The sequence below is a fragment of the Agrobacterium deltaense RV3 genome, assembly GCF_900013505.1.
GTDB classification, from domain to species: Bacteria; Pseudomonadota; Alphaproteobacteria; order Rhizobiales; family Rhizobiaceae; genus Agrobacterium; species Agrobacterium leguminum.
Window position 1 is genome coordinate 956,159 of sequence record NZ_LT009746.1, and the last position, 22,645, is coordinate 978,803.

At 58.4% G+C, this 22,645-nt stretch carries 20 protein-coding genes and 1 tRNA gene; 9 read left to right on the forward strand and 12 right to left on the reverse strand.

Going from position 1 to position 22,645, the window contains the following annotated elements:
* Positions 1–4: 4 nt before the first annotated feature.
* The 5 genes from AGR7B_RS18750 to AGR7B_RS18770 are packed head-to-tail and all read left to right on the forward strand — an operon-like array spanning position 5 to position 5,770.
* A complete protein-coding gene (locus tag AGR7B_RS18750; protein WP_080857568.1) occupies positions 5–1,615 on the forward strand; it encodes an FAD-dependent oxidoreductase in 1,611 nt (536 codons plus the stop codon).
* A gap of 29 nt (positions 1,616–1,644) precedes the next feature.
* A complete protein-coding gene (locus tag AGR7B_RS18755; RefSeq protein WP_080857569.1) occupies positions 1,645–2,904 on the forward strand; it encodes an ABC transporter substrate-binding protein in 1,260 nt (419 codons plus the stop codon).
* Positions 2,905–2,952: 48 nt separating this feature from the next.
* Positions 2,953–3,879: a carbohydrate ABC transporter permease gene (locus AGR7B_RS18760; RefSeq protein WP_080857570.1), complete on the forward strand. Its 927-nt coding sequence runs from the start codon at positions 2,953–2,955 to the stop codon at positions 3,877–3,879.
* Positions 3,869–4,711 (forward strand): carbohydrate ABC transporter permease, encoded by an 843-nt coding sequence (locus AGR7B_RS18765; protein WP_078052174.1) that lies wholly within the window; start codon positions 3,869–3,871, stop codon positions 4,709–4,711. The genes AGR7B_RS18760 and AGR7B_RS18765 overlap by 11 nt, the downstream gene beginning before the upstream one ends.
* A gap of 15 nt (positions 4,712–4,726) precedes the next feature.
* Complete coding sequence (locus tag AGR7B_RS18770) at positions 4,727–5,770, forward strand: ABC transporter ATP-binding protein (RefSeq protein ID WP_080857571.1); 1,044 nt, start codon at positions 4,727–4,729, stop codon at positions 5,768–5,770.
* An 89-nt stretch (positions 5,771–5,859) separates the two neighbouring features.
* On the opposite strand, the gene AGR7B_RS18775 is transcribed toward AGR7B_RS18770, so the two are convergent.
* The 6 genes from AGR7B_RS18775 to cpdR form a co-directional block, all read right to left on the reverse strand.
* Positions 5,860–7,470 (reverse strand): ABC transporter ATP-binding protein, encoded by a 1,611-nt coding sequence (locus AGR7B_RS18775; protein ID WP_162934199.1) that lies wholly within the window; start codon positions 7,468–7,470, stop codon positions 5,860–5,862.
* A 1-nt stretch (position 7,471) separates the two neighbouring features.
* Entirely contained in the window at positions 7,472–8,602 is a 1,131-nt protein-coding gene (locus tag AGR7B_RS18780) for an ABC transporter permease (RefSeq protein WP_065656648.1), read from the reverse strand.
* The gene (oppB, locus tag AGR7B_RS18785) at positions 8,595–9,518 is read right to left on the reverse strand and encodes an oligopeptide ABC transporter permease OppB (RefSeq protein WP_035265000.1); all 924 of its coding nucleotides are present in this window, start codon (positions 9,516–9,518) and stop codon (positions 8,595–8,597) included. The genes AGR7B_RS18780 and oppB overlap by 8 nt, the downstream gene beginning before the upstream one ends.
* A gap of 54 nt (positions 9,519–9,572) precedes the next feature.
* Positions 9,573–11,168 (reverse strand): peptide ABC transporter substrate-binding protein, encoded by a 1,596-nt coding sequence (locus AGR7B_RS18790; protein ID WP_078052177.1) that lies wholly within the window; start codon positions 11,166–11,168, stop codon positions 9,573–9,575.
* 329 nt (positions 11,169–11,497) lie between these two features.
* Positions 11,498–11,572: transfer RNA gene (locus AGR7B_RS18795), tRNA-Val, on the reverse strand.
* A gap of 82 nt (positions 11,573–11,654) precedes the next feature.
* Positions 11,655–12,017, reverse strand: coding sequence for a cell cycle two-component system response regulator CpdR (gene cpdR / locus AGR7B_RS18800; protein ID WP_003497910.1), 363 nt, complete (start codon positions 12,015–12,017; stop codon positions 11,655–11,657).
* Between the two features lie 182 nt (positions 12,018–12,199).
* Here cpdR and AGR7B_RS18805 point away from each other — a divergent pair, with 182 nt between their 5' ends.
* On the forward strand, positions 12,200–13,084 hold the full coding sequence (locus AGR7B_RS18805; protein ID WP_003519728.1) for an N-formylglutamate amidohydrolase: 885 nt from the start codon (positions 12,200–12,202) through the stop codon (positions 13,082–13,084).
* A gap of 320 nt (positions 13,085–13,404) precedes the next feature.
* Complete coding sequence (hisN, locus tag AGR7B_RS18810; protein ID WP_065656651.1) at positions 13,405–14,181, forward strand: histidinol-phosphatase; 777 nt, start codon at positions 13,405–13,407, stop codon at positions 14,179–14,181.
* Positions 14,182–14,202: 21 nt separating this feature from the next.
* On the opposite strand, the gene AGR7B_RS18815 is transcribed toward hisN, so the two are convergent.
* On the reverse strand, positions 14,203–15,144 hold the full coding sequence (locus AGR7B_RS18815) for an alpha/beta fold hydrolase (RefSeq protein ID WP_078052178.1): 942 nt from the start codon (positions 15,142–15,144) through the stop codon (positions 14,203–14,205).
* A 380-nt stretch (positions 15,145–15,524) separates the two neighbouring features.
* Here AGR7B_RS18815 and hspL point away from each other — a divergent pair, with 380 nt between their 5' ends.
* Positions 15,525–16,007 (forward strand): heat shock protein HspL, encoded by a 483-nt coding sequence (hspL, locus tag AGR7B_RS18825; RefSeq protein WP_080857572.1) that lies wholly within the window; start codon positions 15,525–15,527, stop codon positions 16,005–16,007.
* Positions 16,008–16,075: 68 nt separating this feature from the next.
* On the opposite strand, the gene AGR7B_RS18830 is transcribed toward hspL, so the two are convergent.
* Positions 16,076–17,095: a bile acid:sodium symporter family protein gene (locus tag AGR7B_RS18830; protein ID WP_080857573.1), complete on the reverse strand. Its 1,020-nt coding sequence runs from the start codon at positions 17,093–17,095 to the stop codon at positions 16,076–16,078.
* 98 nt (positions 17,096–17,193) lie between these two features.
* Between AGR7B_RS18830 and AGR7B_RS18835 the strand changes: the two genes are divergently transcribed.
* Complete coding sequence (locus AGR7B_RS18835; RefSeq protein ID WP_080857574.1) at positions 17,194–18,054, forward strand: LysR family transcriptional regulator; 861 nt, start codon at positions 17,194–17,196, stop codon at positions 18,052–18,054.
* Positions 18,055–18,059: 5 nt separating this feature from the next.
* Here AGR7B_RS18835 and glpK read toward each other — a convergent pair whose 3' ends face one another.
* From glpK to AGR7B_RS18855, 4 genes are all read right to left on the reverse strand, one after another.
* Positions 18,060–19,559 carry a glycerol kinase GlpK gene (gene glpK / locus AGR7B_RS18840; protein WP_080858169.1) on the reverse strand — a complete coding sequence of 500 codons (1,500 nt, stop codon included), beginning with the start codon at positions 19,557–19,559 and terminating at the stop codon, positions 18,060–18,062.
* A 69-nt stretch (positions 19,560–19,628) separates the two neighbouring features.
* Positions 19,629–21,350 (reverse strand): ABC transporter substrate-binding protein, encoded by a 1,722-nt coding sequence (locus AGR7B_RS18845; protein WP_003519735.1) that lies wholly within the window; start codon positions 21,348–21,350, stop codon positions 19,629–19,631.
* A gap of 75 nt (positions 21,351–21,425) precedes the next feature.
* Positions 21,426–21,719, reverse strand: a complete 294-nt coding sequence (locus tag AGR7B_RS18850) for a DUF2160 domain-containing protein (protein WP_003519736.1) — start codon at positions 21,717–21,719, stop codon at positions 21,426–21,428.
* Between the two features lie 2 nt (positions 21,720–21,721).
* Positions 21,722–22,642 (reverse strand): carbohydrate ABC transporter permease, encoded by a 921-nt coding sequence (locus tag AGR7B_RS18855; RefSeq protein ID WP_035261093.1) that lies wholly within the window; start codon positions 22,640–22,642, stop codon positions 21,722–21,724.
* Positions 22,643–22,645 lie beyond the last annotated feature (3 nt).

Genomic DNA, 22,645 nt, shown 5'->3' on the forward strand with positions numbered 1-22,645 from the left:
TGACGTGAGAGAATACAATGCAGATATTCTTGTGGTTGGCGGCGGGCTTGGCGGCGTGGCCGCGGCACTTGGGGCCCTGCGCAATGGCCGCAGCGTTATCCTGACCGAAGCATTTGAGTGGATTGGCGGCCAGTTGACCAGCCAGGCCGTGCCGCCCGACGAGCACAGCTGGGTCGAACAATTCGGGATCACCGCCAGCTATCGCGCCCTGCGCACGGGTGTGCGGCAATATTACCGTGACCACTATCCGCTGACGGACGCCGCGCGGGCCGATCTGACGCTCAACCCCGGAGACGGCAACGTGTCTCGCCTGTGCCATGAACCACGCGTTTCGCTGGCGGTGATGGAGGCAATGCTTGCGCCTTACGCCGCCGGCGGCAAGCTGACCGTCCTCAAGCCCTATGAGCCGATATCAGCGGAGGTCGACGGCGACACCGTGCAGTCCGTGACGCTACGCCATTGCAATACCGGCGACCTCATTTCCTGCTCGGCCCGCTACATCATCGACGCCACCGAACTGGGCGATCTGCTGCCTCTGACAGCTACTGAATACGTCACGGGTTTCGAAGCCCAATCCGAAACCGGCGAGCCGAGCGCGCCGACCGAGGCGCAACCGCACAATCAGCAGGCCGTATCGATCTGCTTCGCCGTCGATCAGGTTGACGGCAATCATGTCATCGACAAGCCCGCCCGTTATGACCACTGGCGGCAGGTTGCTCCCGAATTCTGGGGCGGCCCGCTGTTGAGCTGGGACTCTCCCAATCCGCGAACACTGGAACGCAGCCGCCGGTTCTTCGATCCCAACCCAACCGACAATGCAACACGCGACGTTGCCGACCAGCGACAGAGCGCGGGCGATATGAGCCTGTGGATATTCCGGCGCATTGCCGCCCGCCACACATTTCGGCCCGGCGCCTATGCGAGCGATATCTGCCTCGTGAACTGGCCGATGATCGACTATTTCGAGGCGCCGATCATCGACGTTACCCCCGAACAATATGCCGAGCGGCTGGCCGATGCGGCAAGCCTCTCCTATTCCATGTTCTACTGGATGCAGACCGAGGCGCCTCGCCCGGATGGCGGTCAGGGTTTTCCGGGCCTGCGTCTGCGCGGCGACATTACCGGCACGGAGCATGGCCTGGCCATGGCGCCCTATATTCGTGAAAGCCGTCGTATTCGCGCCCTGACCACGGTGGTGGAACAGGATCTGTCGCTTGCCGTGCGCGGCGATCGCGGCGCGGTGCACTACCCTGATAGTATCGGAGTCGGTATGTACCGCATCGACCTGCACCCCTCGACGGGCGGCGATAATTATATCGATGTCGGCGCCTGCCCTTTTGAAATTCCGCTGGGTGCCCTTATTCCCCGCCGTAAAACAAATCTGCTGGCGGCAGCCAAGAATATCGGCACCACGCATATCACCAATGGTTGTTACAGGCTGCATCCGGTCGAATGGAACATCGGCGAAGTGGCCGGCATGCTGGCCGCCTATTGCCTCGAAAGGGGCGAGACCCCGCATGGCGTGCATGCCGATGAAAAGCGGCTGGCGGAGTTTCACACCCACATCGAACGCCAAGGGGTGGAGCGCCATTGGCCTGATATTCGCGGCTACTAGCTAATACGTATAATCTGGGAGGATTATTCATGCGCAGGAGTATAGTGAAAATTGCAGTGGCCGGTTTTCTGGTCACATCCGGGCTGGTTTCGCCGACTTTGTCGCAGGAATTGCGGATGGCCATCTGGAGCGCCAACGAAGCCCATCTGGCCCTGTTCAACGAGATCGCCGATGAGTTCGAGGCGAGCCATCCCGGCGTCAAGATCACCTACGATTCGCTTGCCTACGAAGGCTATGCGACCACTCTGACCACCCAGATCGCGGGTGGCAATCCCCCCGATCTGGCCTGGCTGTTCGACACGACCGCGCCTGACTTCATGGCGGCTGGTGCGCTTTATCCCCTTACCGAAACCTTTGCCAATACCGATGGTTACGACATGGGCGACTTCCCTCCGGCAACACTCACCGCCTGGTCGTATGAAGGGGTACAATATCTCTATCCCTTCTCGACATCGCCCTTCGGCGTCTTTGTTAACAACGACATGATCCGGGCGGCAGGCGCAAAGACGCCCGCCGAGATGATCACTGCCGGCGAATGGAACTGGGACAATGCCATTGCGACGGCCGCAAAAGTGGCTGCCACCGGCAAACAGGGATTGATCATTCGTGATTTCGAATACAAGGCGTGGGAGAATCTTGCCGAAATCTATACCGGCTGGAATGCCTATCCCTGGTCGAAGGATACCAAATCCTGCGCTTTTGCCAGCCCGGAGATGGTTGAGGCCATGCGCTTCATCCACGATGCGATCTTCGTGAAGAAGGCCATGCCGGGGCCTGGCGTTTCGGCCGATTTCTTTGCCGGGGATGCGGCGATGACGACCACCCAGATCAGCCGCGCATCGCTGCTGCCGAAAGGCGACAAGACCTTCGACTGGGATCTCGTGCCATTGCCTACAGGACCTGCAGGCGACTATGCCGTTACAGGTCGCGCAGGCATTGGCGTCATGGCCAGCGGCAAAAATCCCAAGCTCGCGGCAGAATTCCTGGCGTTTTTCTCCTCCAAGCCTAATGTAGCCAAGCTCGCGCGCTTTTTCCCGCCGGCACGGAAGAGCCTGCTCACCGCTGATGTGCTCGCGGCCGCCAACCCATTGCTGTCGCGCGAGCAGATAGAGGCCGTGGTCATTCGCGGCGTCGCCACCGGTCAATCAACGCAGCAGGTTCTCAATTTTGCCCGGCTGCAACAGACCGTTCGCGCTGGCCTCGATGGTCTCTGGCGACCCGATGCCGATGTCGCGGCTGTTCTGCAAGCGCTTTGCAGCCGTCTTGACCCATTGCTGGCGGCCAATTGACGCTTCGCAGTCATCCGGTGGATGCGAAAGGCAGAAGGAAGAAAAGCCATGACGCTTGCCCTCCAAACAGCGCAAACACAGGCCCGGCGCGGTTTCTGGACCATGGCGCGGCGTGACGCCGCCACCGGTTATCTGTTCATCGCGCCGCAACTCATCGGTATCGTTGTCTTCGTGCTCGTGCCGCTGGTGCTGGTCTTCTGGTATTCGCTGCATGAGTGGAACGTGCTGGCGGGATCGTTCCGGTTCACCGGCGTCGCCAATTACCAGAAGCTGCTCAGCGACCCGGCCATAGGCGAAGTACTGGCCGTGACCGCCGTGTTCTCGGCCGGGCTTGCCGTGCTCAATATGAGCCTGGCGCTGGGGCTTGCGTTGCTCTTAAACCAGAAGCTGGCCTTCATGACCGTGTTCCGCACACTGTTCTTTTCGCCGGTGGTGGTGTCGCTGGTCGCCTGGACAATCGTCTGGAGTTTCCTGTTGCAGAACAATGGCGGTATCAACGGCCTCCTGCAAATGATCGGCGTCGAGGGTCCCAACTGGCTGCGCCACCCAACGACCGCGATGATCTCGGTCATCGTCGTGCAGGCGCTCAAGAATCTCGGCCTCAACATGATCCTGTTTCTCGCAGCACTGCAGGGCGTGCCGCGGGAACTGTTCGAAGCCGCGCGCGTCGACGGTGTGCCGCGCTTCAAGCAGTTCTATCGCATTACCCTGCCGATGATCAGCCCGACGATCCTGCTCGCTTCCATCGTCACCATCGTCGGCGCGTTGCAGGTCTTTGCGCAGATCATGATCCTCACGCAGGGCGGGCCGGGTTTTTCCACGACGGTTCTCGTTTATTACCTCTATCAGCAGGCCTTCCAGTTCTACCTCTTCGGTTACGGTTCGACACTCTCCATCATTCTGCTGGTCATTGTCGGCGCTCTCACCTTCATCCAATGGCACCTGCGCAGAAAGTTCGTATTCTATGAAAACTGAACTCAGCCCACGCGCGCAGGCGCTGATCTATTTCATACTCTGCGTGCTGCTTGTCCCCTTCGTCTTTCCGACCTGGTGGATGGTCACGTCGTCGGTCAAACCCGTCAGCCAGATATTTGCCTTTCCGCCGGACATCTGGCCGCGCGCCTTCGATTTTTCGTCCTACTCCGACGTTTTCAGAATACAGCCCTTTGCGCTGCAATACTGGAACTCCGCCTATATCGCCGCAATCGTCACCATCGGCACCATGGCAGTGGCCTCAATGGCCGGATATGCCTTTGCGCGCATCAGGTTCCCCTTCGCCAACGCCATCTTCATGGTGGTGCTGGTGGGGCTGCTGATCCCATCCGAAGTGACGCTTGTTCCGCTGTTCCGGATGTTTCTCAAATGGGGCATGATCAACACGCACTGGCCGCTGATCCTGGTGCCGATCTTCGGTGCGCCGGCGGTCTTCGCCACCTTCATCATGCGCCAGTTCTTCATCTCCCTGCCCGTGGAACTGGAAGAAGCCGCACGGGTCGATGGCCTCGGCCGGTTGAAGATATTCTGGACCATCGCCCTGCCGCTTGCCCGTCCGGCGCTGGCCGCCGTTGCGATCTTTACCTTTCTCGGCAGCTGGAACCTCTATCTCGAACCCATCGTCTTTCTTTCCAGTCCCGACAAGTTCACCCTGCCCCAGGCACTGACACAATTTACCGACGCCTACGGCGGACCGATGTGGAACATCCAGCTTGCCGCCGCGACGATGACCGCCATCCCCGTCCTCATCGTCTTCATCGTTGCGCAGAAACAATTCGTCGAAGGCCTCGCCCATACCGGGCTTAAAGGCTAATCGAAAGGCTGACCCATGGCACCCGTTACCCTTAGATCCGTCAAGAAAAGCTATGGCGCATTCGCCACCATCCATGGTGTCGATATCGATATTGCCGATGGCGAATTCGTTGTCCTCGTCGGCCCTTCGGGCTGCGGCAAATCCACCCTGCTGCGGATGATCGCAGGCCTTGAAACCGTGACTAGCGGCGATATCTCGATCAGCAGCCGTGTCGTCAACGAGATCGAGCCGAAAGACCGCGACATCGCCATGGTCTTCCAGAACTACGCGCTTTATCCGCACATGAGCGTAGCGAAAAACATGGCATTTTCGCTGGAGCATCGCGGCGGCAGCAAGGCCGAGATCGCCGAACGGGTGAGCTGGGCAGCTGAGATATTAGGGCTGACACGGTTGCTCGAACGCTTCCCCCGCCAGCTTTCCGGCGGGCAACGGCAGCGTGTCGCCATGGGCCGCGCAATCGTCCGCAATCCTCAGGTTTTTCTGTTCGACGAACCGCTCAGCAATCTCGATGCCAAGCTGCGTGTGGTGATGCGCGGTGAAATCAAGGCGTTGCATCAGCGTCTGGGGGTCACGACCGTTTATGTCACGCATGATCAGGTGGAAGCCATGACCATGGCCGACAAGATCGTGGTGATGAATGCCGGACGGGTCGAGCAATGCGGAGCGCCGCTCGAGCTTTATGACCGGCCCGCCAATCCCTTCGTCGCCGGTTTCATCGGTTCCCCGGCAATGAATTTCATCAAGGGACGATTGACCGCCGATGGTTTCGAGGCTGACGGCGTCGTCCTGCCCCTCCCGCCCGGCCCTGCCACAGGCGAAGCGATCTACGGCATCCGCCCGGAACATTTCGAACTGGTCAACCATGGCCTCACCGCAACCGTTTTATTGGTGGAGCCGATGGGGTCGGAAACGCAGGTCACAATGATGATCGGCGATCACCATTTCATCGGTGTCTTCCGCGAGCGCGTACAAGCGCAGCCGGGCGCGACCATCCAGGTTCAGCCGGATCTGGCATCGATCCACCTGTTTGATGCCAGAACCAGTCAACGCCTCAACTAGCGTCGATGAAAACCGGAAGCGTGCGTATAGAACCGTCGCGGAAATCGCGGCGCAGGGCCAGAGAGGGTCTGCCACGGCCGTGCGATAATCTATGGTGCCGCCTCCACTGAAAAAGCAGATTTGATGAGTGTTTCGGTATATTCAGCGGTCGGATTGTTGAATATCGCATCCGTTTCCCCTTCCTCCACAATCTTGCCGTTTCTCATGACGATGACGTAGTCCGAAATCGCCTTGATGACAGAAAGGTCGTGGCTGATGAAGATGTAAGAAAGGCCATGCGTCTTCTGCAAATCACGCAGCAGATCGATAACTTGTCCCTGAACGGATCGGTCCAGTGCGGATGTGGGTTCGTCGAGAATGACGACATCCGGTTTGAGGATGATCGCGCGGGCGATTGCGATACGCTGACGTTGTCCGCCCGAGAACTCATGAGGGTAACGGTTGCGAGCGGCGGGATCGAGACCGACTTCTTTCAGTGCTTCTATTGCCCGCTTGTCCCGTTCCGCTCTGCTCAGTCGTTGCTCATGCACAAACAGGCCTTCCGTGATGATCTCTCCGACCGTCTGTCTTGGCGAAAGCGAGCCATAGGGGTCCTGGAACACAAGCTGCAAACGCCGCCGCAATGGCCGCATTGCCTTCCGATCAAGTCCGGTAATTTCCCTCCCGTCGAAGAAAATACGGCCATCTGCCACAATTAGACGCAGAAGCGCACGACCGAGCGTGGACTTGCCTGATCCGGATTCACCGACGATGCCTATGGTCTGTCCCTGGTGAAGGTTGACATTGACGCCGTCTACGGCTCGGAACCTGCGAGACTTCGACAAGAAGCCACCAGGAATTGTATAATCGATCGTCACGCCCTGGCCGGAGAGCACGACCGGCGCCTCTGTACTAATTGCCAGCTTGTGTCCCTTGGGTTCGGCGTCGAGAAGCATCCTGGTGTAATCCGCCTGCGGGCGATCGAAGATATCTTCCGTCGTACCGGACTCGACAATCTCGCCACGGCGCATGACAGCCACACGATTGGCAAAATGGCGGACCACGCCAAGATCATGCGTGATCAGGACGATGGCCATGCCGAAGCGTTGTTGCAACGACTTCAGGAGGTCGAGGATTTGCGCCTGGATCGTCACGTCCAGCGCAGTGGTCGGCTCATCCGCAATCAGAATATCCGGTTCATTCGCGAGAGCCATGGCGATCATGACACGCTGGCGCTGGCCACCGGAAAGTTCATGGGGATAGCTGTCTATGCGCCGCTCCGGATCGGGAATTCCCACGAGCTTCAGAAGTTCGAGAACGCGGGCGCGCGCCTCTTTTTTACTGCCGCCCCTGTGGTGCAGGATAGGTTCGGCGATTTGGGCGCCGATCCGGTAGAGAGGATCGAGCGAGGTCATCGGCTCCTGGAAAATCATGGTGATTTTCGCACCCCGGATATTGTTCAGCTCGCCAACCGGCAGACCGATCAGCTCGCGTCCGCGATATTTTGCCGAGCCTTCAATAACGCCGTTAGATGCCAGCAAGCCCATGATGGCCATCATGGTCTGGCTTTTGCCGGAACCGGATTCTCCGACAACGGCAAGCGTTTCACCCTGCTTGACGTCAAGATCGATGCCCTTGACGGCTTTCACCGTGCCGTCCGGCGTCGTGAAATCGACCTTGAGATTACGGACGGTGAGAATGGTTTCAGATGTCGTATTCATGTCAACGATCCTTGGGATCGAGTGCATCACGCAACCCGTCACCCACGAAATTCAGCGAAAACAGGGTCAGTACGAAGAAGATCGCCGGAAATATCAGTAGCCATGGGGCTGATTGGATATTGTTGGCACCTTCGGAAATCAGCGCACCCCAGCTCGTCAGCGGCGCCTGCACGCCAAGACCGAGGAAGGAGAGGAAGCTTTCCAGAAGAATGACCTTGGGCACGACGACCGTGACGAACACGACGACGGGCCCGATCGTATTCGGGATGATGTGACGGCGGATGATCTGCCAGTCGCTCAAACCCAAGGCCTGTGCGGCGCCCACAAATTCCCGCCGTTTCAGGGCAAGCGTCTGACCGCGGACGATACGCGCCATGTCCAGCCATTCCACCGCACCGATGACCAGGAAGATCAGGATGAAGCTGCGGCCGAAAAACACCACCAGCACGACCACCAGAAAGACGAAGGGCAGCGAATAGAGAATTTCGACGAAACGCATCATCACATTGTCGACACGCCCACCGATATATCCCGCGGTTGCGCCGTAAAGAACGCCGATTCCGAGCGAAACGAGGCTGGCGAGAACGCCGACGGCGATCGAGATTTGCCCACCCAGCATCACGCGCGCCAGCATGTCGCGACCGTTGGAATCGGTGCCGAAGAAGAAGTATTCGCGGTTGACGTCGCCTTCCAGCTTCAGCGTTCGCCCCTCATCTTCTGTGGCGATGACCTTCGTATTTTCGAATTCGTTGGCGCGGTCGAAATAGCGTGTGGTGCGCGGGTCAATCGTGCTGCTGGAGGTGACGGTTGCCGTGAAGGTCTGCCCTTCGACGGAAAATTCCTTCAGCTCGACGCGCGCCCGGCTGGCAACGCCCTCCATCACGTCTTGCAGGTTGTTCACATCCGGGCGTGGCTCAAGGCTCGGCGGGACGGAGACATAGGACGAAAACACCTGATCGTAGGTGTGCGTGAGGAAATGCGGGCCGATGAACGAGAAAAGCGTGATCAGCAGCAGCATGACGGAACCTGCCATGGCGGCCTTGTTTCGTTTGAAACGCAGGGCTGCCAGCTGGAACAGGCTTCGGCTTTTTACCAATGGTTGAGGGGCAATATTGCCGGGGATATCAGTCATGTCTGACCCTCGGATCCAGCAGGCCGTAGAGAATATCGACCACGAGATTGAACAGGATGACAAAAATGGCGACGAGAACGACGGTTCCCATCACCAAGGTATAGTCACGATTGATCGCACCAAGAACGAAGTAGCGGCCGACACCCGGAATAGTGAAGATCGTCTCGATGACTGCTGAACCCGTCAGCAGTGCTGCGGCGCAGGGAGCCAGATAGGAAACGACCGGAAGCATCGCTGCGCGCATGGCGTGGAATACCACCACGTTGCGCGCCGGAAGACCGTAAGCCTTGGCGGTGCGGATGTGGTCCATTCGCAAAGCCTCAATCATCGCGCCGCGTGTCAGGCGCGCGATAACCGCAAGCTGCGGCAAAGCGAGCGCGATCATCGGAAGGATGAGATATCGCAGCGATCCGTCGCCCCAGCTGCCGGCGGGCAGAAGCCCGAGTATGACGGCAAAGACAAGCGTGAGAACGGGTGCGACAACGAAGTTCGGCACGGTAACGCCAACCGTCGAAATCGACATGATCGAAAAATCGAAGGCACTGTTCTGCCTGAGCGCGGCCAGAGTGCCGGCAAGAACGCCGCCGACCAGCGCCAGCAAAAGAGCATAGCTGCCGAGTTCCAGCGAATAAGGCAGACCCTTGCCGATCAACTGCGCGACGGTATTGTCCTTGTAGACGTAGCTCGGACCGAAATCGCCGGTGACGGCATTGCCGAGATAGATGAGATACTGGCGCCACAATGGTTCATCCAGATGATAGGTTCTCATCAGGTTTTCCATCGTCTGCGGCGGCAGGGGACGTTCAAGATTGAACGGACCGCCCGGTGCGAAACGCATCAGGAAAAACGAAATCGTGACGACGATAAACAACGTCGGCACTGCACTCGCCAAACGGCGCAGGATAAACGAGATCATGCTTTTTCGGGCTCCGGCATGGCACGGTGGTGTGAGCCACCGTGCCGACGCTGCTTATTCGGAAACGCTCAGGAAGCGGCTGAGGTGTGCGTTGGCAGCGTTGTCGACCCAACCCTTGACGCGGTTGGAAACCAGCCAGAGATCGGCCTGCGTCAGAAGCGGAACAACCGGCTGTTCCTTCATGAGGATGGTTTCTGCCTCATGCAGCAGCTTGGAGCGAGCGGCAGGATCCTTCTCGTCGTAGGACTTCTGCATCAGCGCGTCATATTCGGCGTTGTTGAACTTGGAATAGTTGAAGGTCTTGTTGGAAGATACCGAAAGCGCCAGGAAGTTTTCGGCATCCGCATAGTCCGCAACCCAACCGGCACGCGCCACGTTGAATTTGCCGCCTTCCTGAAGGTAGCCATAGTGCGAGGCGACGTCGAGGTTCACCAGCGACACCTTCGCGCCGAAGGTGTTCTTCCACATATCAGCGATAGCCGTCGCGACGCGTTCATGGTTCGGGTTTGTGTTGTAACGGATTTCGATGGAAAGCGGCTTGCCACCCTCACCGTAACCAGCGTCCTTCATGAGCTTGAGGGCTTCGTCTTCACGATCAAGCTGAGACAGCGTGGCAAAGTCGGCCTTTGCCGGCTCTTTGTAAGAATCCATGCCCGGAGGAACCATGGAATAGGCCGGAATCTGAGAACCGCTATAGATTTCCTTGGCGAGGAAATCGCGGTCCACTGCCATGGAGAGCGCCTGGCGGACACGGACGTCATTATACGGCGCTTCGCGGGTATCGAAGGTGTAGTAATAGGTGGCAAGCGTCGGCGAAACGTGAACCTGTTCGCCATAGGCCTTGCGCAGACGGTCGATCTGATCCGCGGAAAAGTTGTAGGCGAGGTCCATTTCCTTTGCTTCGAAACGACGAACGGATGCGGCCTGATCGTCGATCGGGTAGAAGATGACCTTGTCGATCTTGGTGTTGGATGCATCCCAGAAACTGGTGTTCTTGACGACCGTCAAGCTGTCATTGGGAACATGCGCTTCGAGTTTATAGGCGCCGTTCGAGACCATGACGCCGGGCTTTACGAAGTCGGTGCCATTCTTTTCGTAGCTTGCCTTGGAGATTGGCAGAGCCGCCTGATGAGAAAGGAGTTCAAGGAAGAAAGGTGTCGGGCGCTCGAGTGTGATCTCCAGCGTCTTGTCATCCACCGCCTTGACGCCAAGCTGGTCAACCGGAACATCGCCCTTGTTGATCTTTTCGGCGTTCTTGATCGGGTAAAGAATATTTGCATATTTTGCTGCAGTCTTTGGATCTTCGACGCGCTGGTAGGAGAACACAAAATCTCCGGCCGTTACCGGCGTGCCATCCGACCACTTCGCATCTGCACGCAGTTTGAACGTGTAGACGGTACCATCCTCAGACAGTGTCCAGCTTTCCGCCGTACCGGGAACGATCTTGCCGGCGGCATCGTAAATGGTGAGACCTTCATAAAGGTCTTTCAGGATAAAGGCTTCGATGTTGATGGAGGTCTGTGCCTGATCCAGCGTCTGCGGTTCCCCGGCATTGCCGCGGTGTAGAACTGTTTCTGCAAGTGCAGAACTCGCCCCAATCAGAAGCGATCCTACCAGCAGAGTGGCGCGAGTTGTTGTTTTTATGGACATCGTTTCTCTCCCCGTGAAGATTTTGAGTCTACAAACAAGGCGATATTGCTCCGAAGCGCAACAACAATAAATTGTGAGTTGATGGGAAGCCTTGACCTCGTCGGTGCTCTTTCAATGCCAGGACTGTGGACAACTGTTCTGAATACCCCCGGCGCGAAAATCGCAACCCGGGTGTTGCTCTGTCGTGAAAGACCTGCGCGATACGAACCTTATCTACGAACCGCGTGGCATCGAAGACGGTAAGGCAGACGCAAGTGTCACTCGCTGGGGGCCACTATGTAAAAAGGCCCTGCGATCTCTCGCAAGGCCTTGATACTTAAGAATTCGGATGGTGGGCGTGACAGGGATTGAACCTGTGACCCCTACGATGTCAACGTAGTGCTCTCCCGCTGAGCTACACGCCCTCCGTGGCGGCGGATAGACCACAAAACCGGTTCATGCGTCAACTGCTTTTTTTCGGTTTTGTGAAGGTTTTTTTGAGAGGCCTTACGCCACAAGGAGTTTGTTGACCTCATCCACCAGATCGCGCAGATGGAACGGCTTGGAAAGCACCTTGGCGTCCTTCGGAGCCTTCGAATCGGCATTCAGCGCAACGGCTGCAAAGCCGGTAATGAACATGACTTTCAGGTCCGGGTCGAGTTCGGTCGCGCGCCGCGCAAGCTCGATGCCGTCCATTTCGGGCATGACGATATCGGTCAGCAGAAGCGAAAAGGGCTCTTCGCGAAGCCGGTCATAGGCGCTGGCGCCATTGTCGAAGGAAGAAACCTTGTAACCGGCTTTTTCCAGCGCCTTGACGAGGAAGCGGCGCATATCGTTGTCGTCTTCAGCGAGAAGAATTTTCTGATTCATCATAAGTGACCGTAACTACTCAATGTTTGGAATACCCTAGCCCGATTATAGGATTTTCACGGTAAATATCCTGTGAACGCGTGAATCGGTATAGCGCTGATTGGGCGATAGTATGGACTTGCCGCGCCGTAACTGGCAACATGAACATCCTGATAGTTTTGCGACATGGTAAATGACCCTGAATGGACTGGATAACGGGTGAATATGAGCTGTTTGAAGTAACGGAACCTGCCGTTCAAACCCTGCCATTCGTCTATAATTCCCCCCATAGCGGCCGCTGCTACCCCATCTCCTTCCTGGAATCGGCAAGGCTCGATTCGCATGAGATCCGCCGCTCCGAAGATCATTTCGTCGATGAGCTGTTCGCGGCGGCACCGGAGATCGGCGCGCCGCTTCTCAAAGCGAATTTCCCGCGCGCCTATCTGGACGTCAATCGCGAGCCCTACGAGCTCGATCCCCGCATGTTCGAAGGCACGCTTCCGCCTTATGCCAATATCGGCTCCATGCGGGTCGCAGGTGGCCTGGGAACGGTGCCACGCATCGTCGCCGAGAATATGGATATCTATGCCCACCGCCTGCCGGTCGACGAGGCGCTTTCGCGGATCGAGACGATCTACAAGCCCTATCATGCCTGCCTGCGCCGCCTGCTGTCTCGCACCCACGCCAATTTCGGAATGGCGGTACTGATCGACTGCCATTCCATGCCGGGCAATATCCGCGTTGCCGGCTCGAATCTCAGGCCGGATGTAATCATCGGCGATCGCTACGGCACCAGCGCATCCCAGGAAGTCTCCCGCGCCGCGCTGCATTTCCTTGAGGAACTGGGTTTCGTCGCGGTCTGCAACAAACCCTATGCCGGCGGCTTCATCACCGAACATTATGGCCGGCCCATCCGCTCTCTCCATGCGCTGCAGATCGAAGTCAACCGGGCGCTTTACGTGGATGAAAAGACGCTTTTGAAAAAAGCCGATTTTCCTGCCATTCAGGCGTCGCTTGAAATCTTCATGCGCCAGCTCGGCGCCTTCGTTTCCGAATACGCGATAGAAACGTCGCTCGCCGCTGAATAGCAGTTCAAATCATCCGCTATCTCAATCTTTTATCCCGGATCGTCTGGCAGCCCGCCGGACAAAAAAAACCGCGCCTTGGCGCGGTCAAGTCTAGGGAGGAAACACCCAAGGAGGGTATTTACAGTCAAAGACTGTAGGATCACGCTACGCAGTAATTGCACAATTGTCAATCATTTTATTTTATGCATATTTTTTGGGCTTGTGCTGAAAATATGGAAACACCGGCGCCGTCATTCGTATGAGTGGACGGCGGATGCGATTCCGGTCTATGCATTGCCGCAATAGAATTCAGACCCAATATTCAGGCAATGAGGTTTCGCATGCTGCCCGACCGGGATTTCTTCTTCAAACTTGCCGATGCCGCCAGCGCTGAAACGCTTCCCCGCTTCCGCACGGGCATTGCCGTCGCCAACAAAGAGGATGGCGGCTACGATCCGGTGACGGAAGGCGATCAGGCCGCAGAAACAGCCATTCGCGCCCTGATCGAGGCCCGGTTTCCACAGCATGGCATTCTGGGCGAAGAACACGGCAATATCGGTCTCGACCGCGAGCATATCTGGGTCATCGACCCGATCGATGGCACCCGCGCCTTCATTTCCGGCGTGCCGGTCTGGGGCACGCTGATCGGTTTCCAGTCGGCCGGCCGCGCCTCCATGGGCATCATGGACCAGCCTTTCACGAAAGAGCGCTATTTCGCCGATGGCGAGACAGCCTGGTATTTCGGACCCGACGGCGAAAAGAAACTCCGGACGCGTGATTGCGCGTCTTTGTCGGATGCGGTGCTGTTCACCACTACCCCGCATATCTTCACTGCGGAAGAAAAGCCCTTCTATGAAAAGGTACAGGATCAGGTTCGCCTTTTCCGCTACGGCGTGGATTGTTACGCCTATTGCCTGCTTGCAGCCGGCCACGTCGATCTGGTGATCGAATCCGGCCTGAAGCCCTATGATGTCGGCGCGTTGATCCCTGTCATCGAGCAGGCCGGCGGCATTATGACGACCTGGGATGGCGGGCGTCCGGAAAATGGCGGCCGCATTCTCGCAGCCGGCTCAAAGGCAGTGCACGAACAGGCGCTCGCCATTCTCTCAAAACTCTGAGGCAGCGCGCTTAAGCGGCCATCACTCCGGCGCGAAAAACGCGTCGATGGCCGCCAGCGCCTGTTTGCGGAAAACGTCACGCTCATGCAGCAATTCGTGGCGCGCACCGGTGATCGGAAGAAGCTGCGCTGCCCGGAAATTGCGTGAGAGTTCCTCCTGCGCCTTATAGGGCGTGATGGTATCCAGCATCGGCGCCAGAATAAGGGTCGGAATGGTGATATTCGTCAGATGATCCTGACGGACCACCCGTCCCATGGTCTTCAGCGCCTCATACACCCAGCGCGCCGTCGGCGCACCGATGAAAAGTTCCGGAAACTGCCTGTGCAGCGAGAGATTTCTTTTAAAACGTCTGGGGTCCGAGGTGAGCGGATTGCCGTCGAAATCCCGCTCGCGCTGATCCTTGCCGAGCTGCACCCGCCCAAGGCCAACGAGACTTAAAGCCGTCGCCACCGCCCGAATGACGGATGAGGGGACGGATTGCTGGCTGTCCAGCTCGATGAAAGGCGAACAAAGCGCCAGACGGTCGATCCGGTTCGACAGGCCGGGTGCAGCGGCAAGCGCTGCAAGCGCGCCGGTGGAATGCGCGATCATGAAGAATGGCAGCCGCGTATCCGGCAACACCACCTGTTCGAGAAAAAGGCCGATATCACGCTGATAGTCGGAGAACCGCCGCACATGCCCGGCACCCGGTTTTTTCAGCAATCTTTCGGAACCGCCCTGCCCGCGCGTATCGAAGGTCGCAACCCAGAAACCCATGGCGGTGAGATCGCCGACCGTTTCGAAATATTTCTCGATACATTCGTTCCTGCCATGCAGCAGAACCACGGTTCCGCGGGCCACCTGGCGGCTGGCGCGAAAGATCGCGTAGCGAAGCTGTTTGCCGCGATCGCCGGTAAAATAACCGACGGTATGGTTGCCGGGAACCGGGTTGTCTTCGCTGGCGCGCAATGTGGCTTCGATCATCGGTCTTTTCCGGCTTTTCTGCCTTTTCGGGATAGGTCGGCGGCGCGGGAAGGTCAAAGAAAAAATTGCCGGAACCGTCGGTTAAAGCAGTCGCGGTTCCGGCGAATAAGACAGAAGAAGAAGGGACGTTATTGCTTCTGTCCACGGAGAATGTCTCCGATGACCGATGTTTTATGGCTCTCAAACTGAACGATGCCGGAACCTGACGTTCAGCCATGGTTCATGTTTCTTTCGCCTTTTCACGCCCCCCTTGACGCAGCGGCAGGCCATTCCCATCTCATTCATGCGGTCGCCAGAACGGGACCGCGCCACATGTCCGGCCGTTGCCAGAACGGGACGCCGGGCTTAACCGCAAACAGTCGCTTCTTAAGGAGGACACCATGCGTCACGTTGATTTTTCCCCCCTCTATCGTTCCACCGTCGGCTTCGACCGTCTTTTTTCGATGCTTGACGGCCTCGGCCAGCCTGAACAGGCCCAGTCCTATCCGCCCTACAATATCGAGCGGACCGGCGAAAACACCTATCGCATCACCATGGCCGTTGCCGGTTTCGATGAAACTGAACTCAGCATCGAATCCCGCGCGAATACGCTGACGGTGAAGGCCGAGAAGGCCGCAGATGAGAAGTCATCCGAAGGTGAGTTCCTGTATCGCGGCATTGCCACACGCGCTTTCGAACGCCGCTTCCAGCTTGCCGACCATGTCGACGTCCAGACCGCTTCCCTGAAGAACGGCCTGCTCCACATCGATCTCGTGCGCAATATTCCGGAAGCCATGAAACCGCGCCGCATTGCGATCTCGTCCGACAGCGCCGATGCCCCGAAGACCATCGAAGCCCAGATTTCGCCCGCTCAGGTCAACTAAACCGATCCGGACCTCAAACGAACGGCCCCGTAAAGGGGCCGTTTTTTTGTTTGATGAAAATTCGCTCTTCAGCGGGTGGAGACTGCCGCACCTTCTGCGGCAGCGGCTTCCGATATGGCCGCTTTTTCATGGGCCTTTCTGGCATAACGTTGGGCCAGCACCGCGCAGACCATCAGCTGGATCTGGTGGAAAAGCATGATCGGCAGGACGATTGCACCAATGCTTTGGCCGGCGAAAATCGCGCCCGCCATGGGCACGCCACTGGCGAGGCTCTTTTTCGAGCCGCAGAAGGTGATGGTGATTTCATCGGCCTTGTCGAAACCCAGCAAACGGCTGCCGAACATCGTCACACACAGGACAAGCGCCAGCAGCAGGATATTGATGACGATGACCACACCGATATCCCTGAGCGAAAACGTGTGCCAGATGCCTTCGATGACCGCATCGGAAAAAGCCAGATAAACGACCATCAGGATGGAGCCGCGATCGACCGGAGCCAGCAGTTTCTTGCGCGCCCTGATCCAGTCGCCGATCCACGGCTGCAGCACCTGACCGACGATGAAGGGCAAAAGCAGCTGCAGGAATATCTGCAGGAACGCATCCAGCGAAAATCCACCGCCATGGCCTCCCACCGTAAACAGAAGGCCGACCAGCAGCGGGGTCAGGAACATGCCGAAAATATTCGAAGCGGAGGCCGAACAGATCGCAGCCGGCACGTTTCCGCCCGCCATGGAGGTGAAGGCAATGGAGGACTGCACGGTGGATGGCAGGACGCAGAGGAACAACACGCCCATATAAAGCGGCGCAGGCAGAATATTCTCGGGAATTAAGCCGATTGCCACACCGAGCAGCGGGAACAGGCCGAAGGTCACGAGAAGGATCGCCAGATGCAGGCGCCAGTGCAGGATACCGGCAATCACCACATCCCGGGAAAGCCGCGCGCCGTGGAGGAAGAACAACAAAGCGATCGCGAGTTTTGTCGCCAGCCCGAAGTACTCCGCCGGCTCACCGCTGATCGGCAAAATGGAGGCCAAAATCACGGTGGCCACCAGCATCATGGTGAAGCGATCAGGTAGGAAGCGGGTCATGGGAGATCTTTCCGGCATCGGTTTTGCTTGAAACGCGCGCTACTATCGCTCATCATGAATTCCGATGCAAAGATTAACAGTTATCGCGATTCAGGATAATGCTGAACCTTCAACATCTTGCCAGCTTCGTGATGCTTCAGCAGACCGGCAGCTTCACGCTGGCGGCCGAACGGCTGGGGATTGGCCAGTCCACTGTCAGCCAGCATATTCAAAGGCTTGAGGCCGTACTTGGCCGCCGGCTGATTACCCGCAGCACCCATCAGGTGAAACTGACGGGCGAAGGTGAGGCGCTGCTGGGTTACGCCCGCAACATGCTGGAAATCGACAGCAAGGTGTCATCGCTATTCAGCGAGAACCGTCTGCGCGGACGGCTGAGGCTTGGCGTTTCGGAAGATTTCGTCGCCAGCCGGCTGACCGCCATTCTGGAAGAGTTCATCCGCCTTTATCCCCTCGTCGATCTGGAACTGACGGTTTCGTTGAGCGGCGTGCTTTACCAGATGCAGGACAATGGCGAACTGGATGTGGTGCTTGCCAAACGCCGTCTCGGCGACAAGCTCGGGCACTTTCTCTACCGCGAACCGCTCGTGTGGCTAGCGCGCGACCCGGAGCGAATGCTGAACCAGCCGGACGCCCTGCCCCTGATTGCCTTTCCGCCGCCGAGCATCACCCGAAAGGCGGCGCAGGAGGCGCTAGACCGGGCCGGCCTCGCCTGGCGGATCGTCTGCACCTGCGGCAGTCTCAGCGGACTGACCGCTGCGGCAAGAGCGGGCATGGGCATTCTGGTGCAGCCGCGCAGCATGGCGCCGGCAGGTCTGAAGGAGATTGCCGCAGGCGTGCTACCACCGCTGGAGGACGTGGAATTTGTGCTTCAGCCGAGCAAGGGCGCGGATGCGAAGCTGGTGCGCGCCCTTTCCGATCTCGTTTCCAGCAAGAGCATCGCACCCGGCAGTTTCGTATAGCCTGTTCAATTCTCCCGCCGCGACAGGCAGCGGCCGACACTGTCACGCCAGCCGGCAATGGCGTCTTTCCGTTTAGCCTCTTCCATTGCGGGGCTGAAACGGCGGTCACGCCGCCAATGTTCAGCAAAGGCCTTGCGATCCGGCCAGATGCCGGCGCGTGAGGCGGCAAGCCAGGCCGCTCCGAGAATGGTCGTTTCCAGGAAGACCGGCCGGTCGACGGGTGCCGCAAGAATATCCGCCAGCCGTTGCATGGTCCAATCGGAAGCGACCATGCCACCATCGACCCGGAGCACCGTCTTGCCATTGTCACCCGCCCAGTCCTTGCGCATGGCGTCCAACAGGTCGAAGGTCTGATAGGCGACGCTTTCCAGCGCCGCGCGGGCGAATTCCGCCGGACCGGTGCCACGCGTCAGCCCGAAAATAGCGCCACGCGCCTCCGCGTCCCAATAGGGTGCGCCAAGGCCGGTGAAGGCCGGAACCAGATAGACACGCTGATTGGCGTCAGCCTTTTCCGCAAGCGCGCTGACCTCGGAAGCGACCGAGATGAAACCAAGCTCATCGCGCAGCCATTGCACGGCGGCACCGGCAATGAAGATGGAGCCTTCCAGCGCATAGGTGGTGACGCCGTCAAGACGGTAAGCGATGGTCGTCAGCAGCCGGTTGGTGGAAGCGACGCGATCCGTGCCGGTATTGAGCAATGCAAAGCAGCCTGTGCCGTAGGTGGATTTCATCATCCCCGGCTCGAAGCAGGCATTGCCGATCACGGCTGCCTGCTGATCGCCGGCGACGCCAAGGATCGGAATTTCCGCGCCCAGAAGCGACTTGTCCGTCACGCCGAAATCGGCGGCGCAATCCAGCACTTCCGGCAGCATGGCGCGGGGGATATCGAGGATCGACAGGAGTTCATCGTCCCATGCATTTTCCTCGATATTGTAGATCAGCGTTCGCGAGGCATTGGTGGCGTCGGTCACATGGCGGCGGCCGCCGGTGAGACGGTAGATCAGGAAACTATCGACCGTGCCGAAGCAGATTTCGCCCTTCACGGCTTTTTCGCGAAGGCCGCTGACACTATCGAGAAGCCATTTCAGCTTCGTGCCGGAAAAATAGGGATCGAGCAGCAGACCGGTCTTTTTCGAAAAAAGCGGCTCCAGCCCCCTTCTTTTCAGACCCTCGCAGACGGGAGCAGCGCGGCGATCCTGCCAGACCACGGCCCGATGCACGGCCTCGCCCGTGTTCCGGTCCCACAGTACCGTCGTTTCGCGCTGGTTGGTAATGCCGATCGCCTCGATATCGGAGGCGGCGATGCCGGCATCGGCAAGCGCCAGCCGGATGGTTTCGAGCACGCTTTTCCAGATATCCTCTGCATCGTGTTCGACCCAGCCGGAGGCCGGAAAATGTTGCGGAAATTCTCGCTGTCCGACACCGATGACCCGCATGTCGCGATCAAAGACCATCGACCGTGTCGATGTCGTTCCCTGATCGATCGCCAGAATATAACCGCCCATCATGCTACTCCCTTTCAGACGCAATGACCGGGGCGGCAAGCCGCCCCGGTTTCAGATTTTACGCAGACATTACTTCTGCCAGCTTTTGACCAGTTCGTCGTAATTGACGGTGACCGGCTTTTCCTTTTCGTTGGCAATCTTCAGCTGCGGCGCCAGATTGCCCTTCGAAACGGCATCCTTGTTCCAGTATTCGATATCGTGCTCTTCCGCCAGTTTCGGGCCGATATCGCCCTGCACGCCAGCGCGTTCCAGACGGCTCATGACCTTTTCCTGCTCGGCACAGAGAGAGTCCATCGCCGCTTGCGCGGTTTTCGCACCCGACGAAGCATCGCCGATCGCCTGCCACCACAGCTGCGCCAGCTTCGGATAATCCGGAACGTTGGTGCCGGTCGGCGACCATTGCACGCGGGCCGGCGAACGATAGAACTCGATGAGACCGCCGAGTTTGGACGCCCGATCCGTGAAGCTCTTGTGGTGGATGGTGGTGTCGCGAATGAAGGTCAGGCCCACATGGCTCTTCTTCACATCCACGGTCTTGGAGGTCACGAACTGCGCATAGAGCCAGGCGGCCTTGGCACGGTCGTCGGGGGTGGATTTCATCAGCGTCCACGAACCCACGTCCTGATAACCGAGCTTCATGCCGTCCTTCCAGTAGACGCCATGCGGCGAAGGTGCGACGCGCCATTTCGGCGAACCGTCCTCGTTCACGACAGGCAGGCCGGGCTTGGCCATATCGGCGGTAAACGCCGTGTACCAGAAGATCTGCTGGGCGATGTTGCCCTGCGCCGGCACCGGACCGGATTCGGAGAAGGTCATGCCCTGCGCTTCCGGCGGCGCATATTTCTTCAGCCATTCGAGGTATTTCTCGATGGAATAGACCGAAGCCGGACCGTTGGTATCGCCGCCGCGCGCCACGCAGGAGCCGACCGGCTGTGACTTGTCGTTGACCTTGATGCCCCATTCATCGACCGGCAAACCGTTCGGCAGGCCCTTGTCGCCGTTGCCGGCCATGGAGAGCCAGGCATCGGTGAAGCGCCAGCCGAGCGACGGATCCTTCTTGCCGTAATCCATATGACCGAAGACCTTCTTGCCGTCGACATCGCGGCCGGTGAAGAATTCGGCAATATCCTCATAGGCCGACCAGTTGACCGGCACGCCGAGGTCATAACCATATTTGGCCTTGAAATCGGCCTTGTTCTTTTCGTTGTTGAACCAGTCGTAACGGAACCAGTAGAGGTTCGCGAACTGCTGGTCGGGAAGCTGGTAGAGCTTCTTGTCCGGCGCCGTCGTAAAGGCGCTGCCGATGAAGTCCTTGAGGTCGAGGCCGGGATTGGTGACGTCCTTGCCTTCATTGGCCATGAAGTCGGTCAGGTTGCGCACCTGCTGGTAGCGCCAATGCGTGCCGATAAGGTCGCTGTCGTTGACCCAGCCGTCATAAAGGTTCTGGCCGGTCTGCATCTGGGTCTGGATTTTTTCGACGACGTCGCCTTCCTGGATCAGGTCGTGCGTGACCTTGATGCCGGTAATGGCGGTGAAGGCCGGAGCCAGAACCTTGGATTCATATTCATGGGTCGTCAGAGATTCGGAAACGACCTTGATTTCCATGCCCGCGAAGGGTTTCGCGGCATCGACAAACCATTGCAGCTCCTTTTCCTGATCGCCACGCGAAAGCGACGAAAGATCGCCGATTTCCTTGTCCAGAAACTGCTTTGCTTCCTCCATTCCGGCGAAAGCGGAACCCGTCATTGCCAGCAGCATGGCCGCCGTCGTCGTCATCAAATGCCGTCGCATATCAGTCCTCCCAGGGGTTTGCGATTGCATGAAGTCTGCGGGTGCGGTTTTCCTCCGCCGCACCGTTTTCCTGCTCTAGACAAAACGGAAAACGCCGATGGCGTAAACCAAGGATAGAGCGAGAGCCCACCACAGGTTCGGGCCGACCAGCCCGAGCCATGCGAGATGAATGAAGGCGCTGCCGAGCAGCGAGATAAACAGCCTGTCGCCGCGCGTGGTCTCGAAGCGCAGGAGGCCGAAGCGGGGATTGCCGCCGGGCGAGAGATATTCCCAGAACCACATACCGACGAGCAGCAGGGCGATGGCGCCGAAAAAGGCCGCCGTCTGCCAAGTCCATGCCATCCAGGTAAAATCGGGCATCTTCGTCATGGTCAAACCCTCCCGAGCGCAAAGCCCTTGGCGATGTAATTGCGCACGAACCAGATCACCAGCGCGCCGGGGATCAGTGTCAGCACGCCGGCGGCGGCAAGCAGGCCCCAATCCATGCCGGCGGCAGAAACGGTGCGCGTCATCGTCGCGGCAATCGGCTTGGCGTCCGTCGTCGTCAGCGTGCGGGCGATCAGAAGCTCGACCCACGAGAACATGAAGCTGAAGAAGCAGGCGACACCGATGCCGGAAGCGATGAGCGGCATGAAAATCTTCACGAAGAATTTCGGGAAGGAATAGCCGTCAATATAGGCTGTCTCGTCGATTTCCTTCGGCACGCCCGACATGAAACCTTCGAGAATCCACACCGCCAGCGGCACGTTGAACAGGCAATGCGCCAGCGCCACGGCGATATGCGTATCGATCAGGCCAAAAGCCGAATAAAGCTGGAAGAACGGCAGCGCGAAGACGGCGGGCGGCGCCATGCGGTTGGTCAAAAGCCAGAAGAACAGGTGCTTGTCGCCGAGAAAGCGATAACGCGAGAAGGCGTAAGCCGCCGGCAACGCCACCGCGACCGAGATCACCATGTTCATGACGACATAGATGATCGAATTGATATAGCCCGAATACCAGGATGAATCCGTGAAGATCGTCCGGTAGTTCTGCAACGTCGGCTGATGCGGATAAAGCGTCATGGAGGAGACGATTTCCGTGTTCGTCTTGAAGCTCATATTGACGAGCCAGTAAATGGGAACCAGCAGCAGCAGGATATAGATCGTCGGCACCAGCCAGGAAAAACGCGACGGCCCATGGTGGCGACGCCGTGCATTGACGGCAAGGCCGGATCGTCCCGTCGCAGTGGCTCTCACCGGCGAACTGCCGATGCCGTTACGCTCCACGCTTGTGGTGACATTCGAGGCGCTCATGTC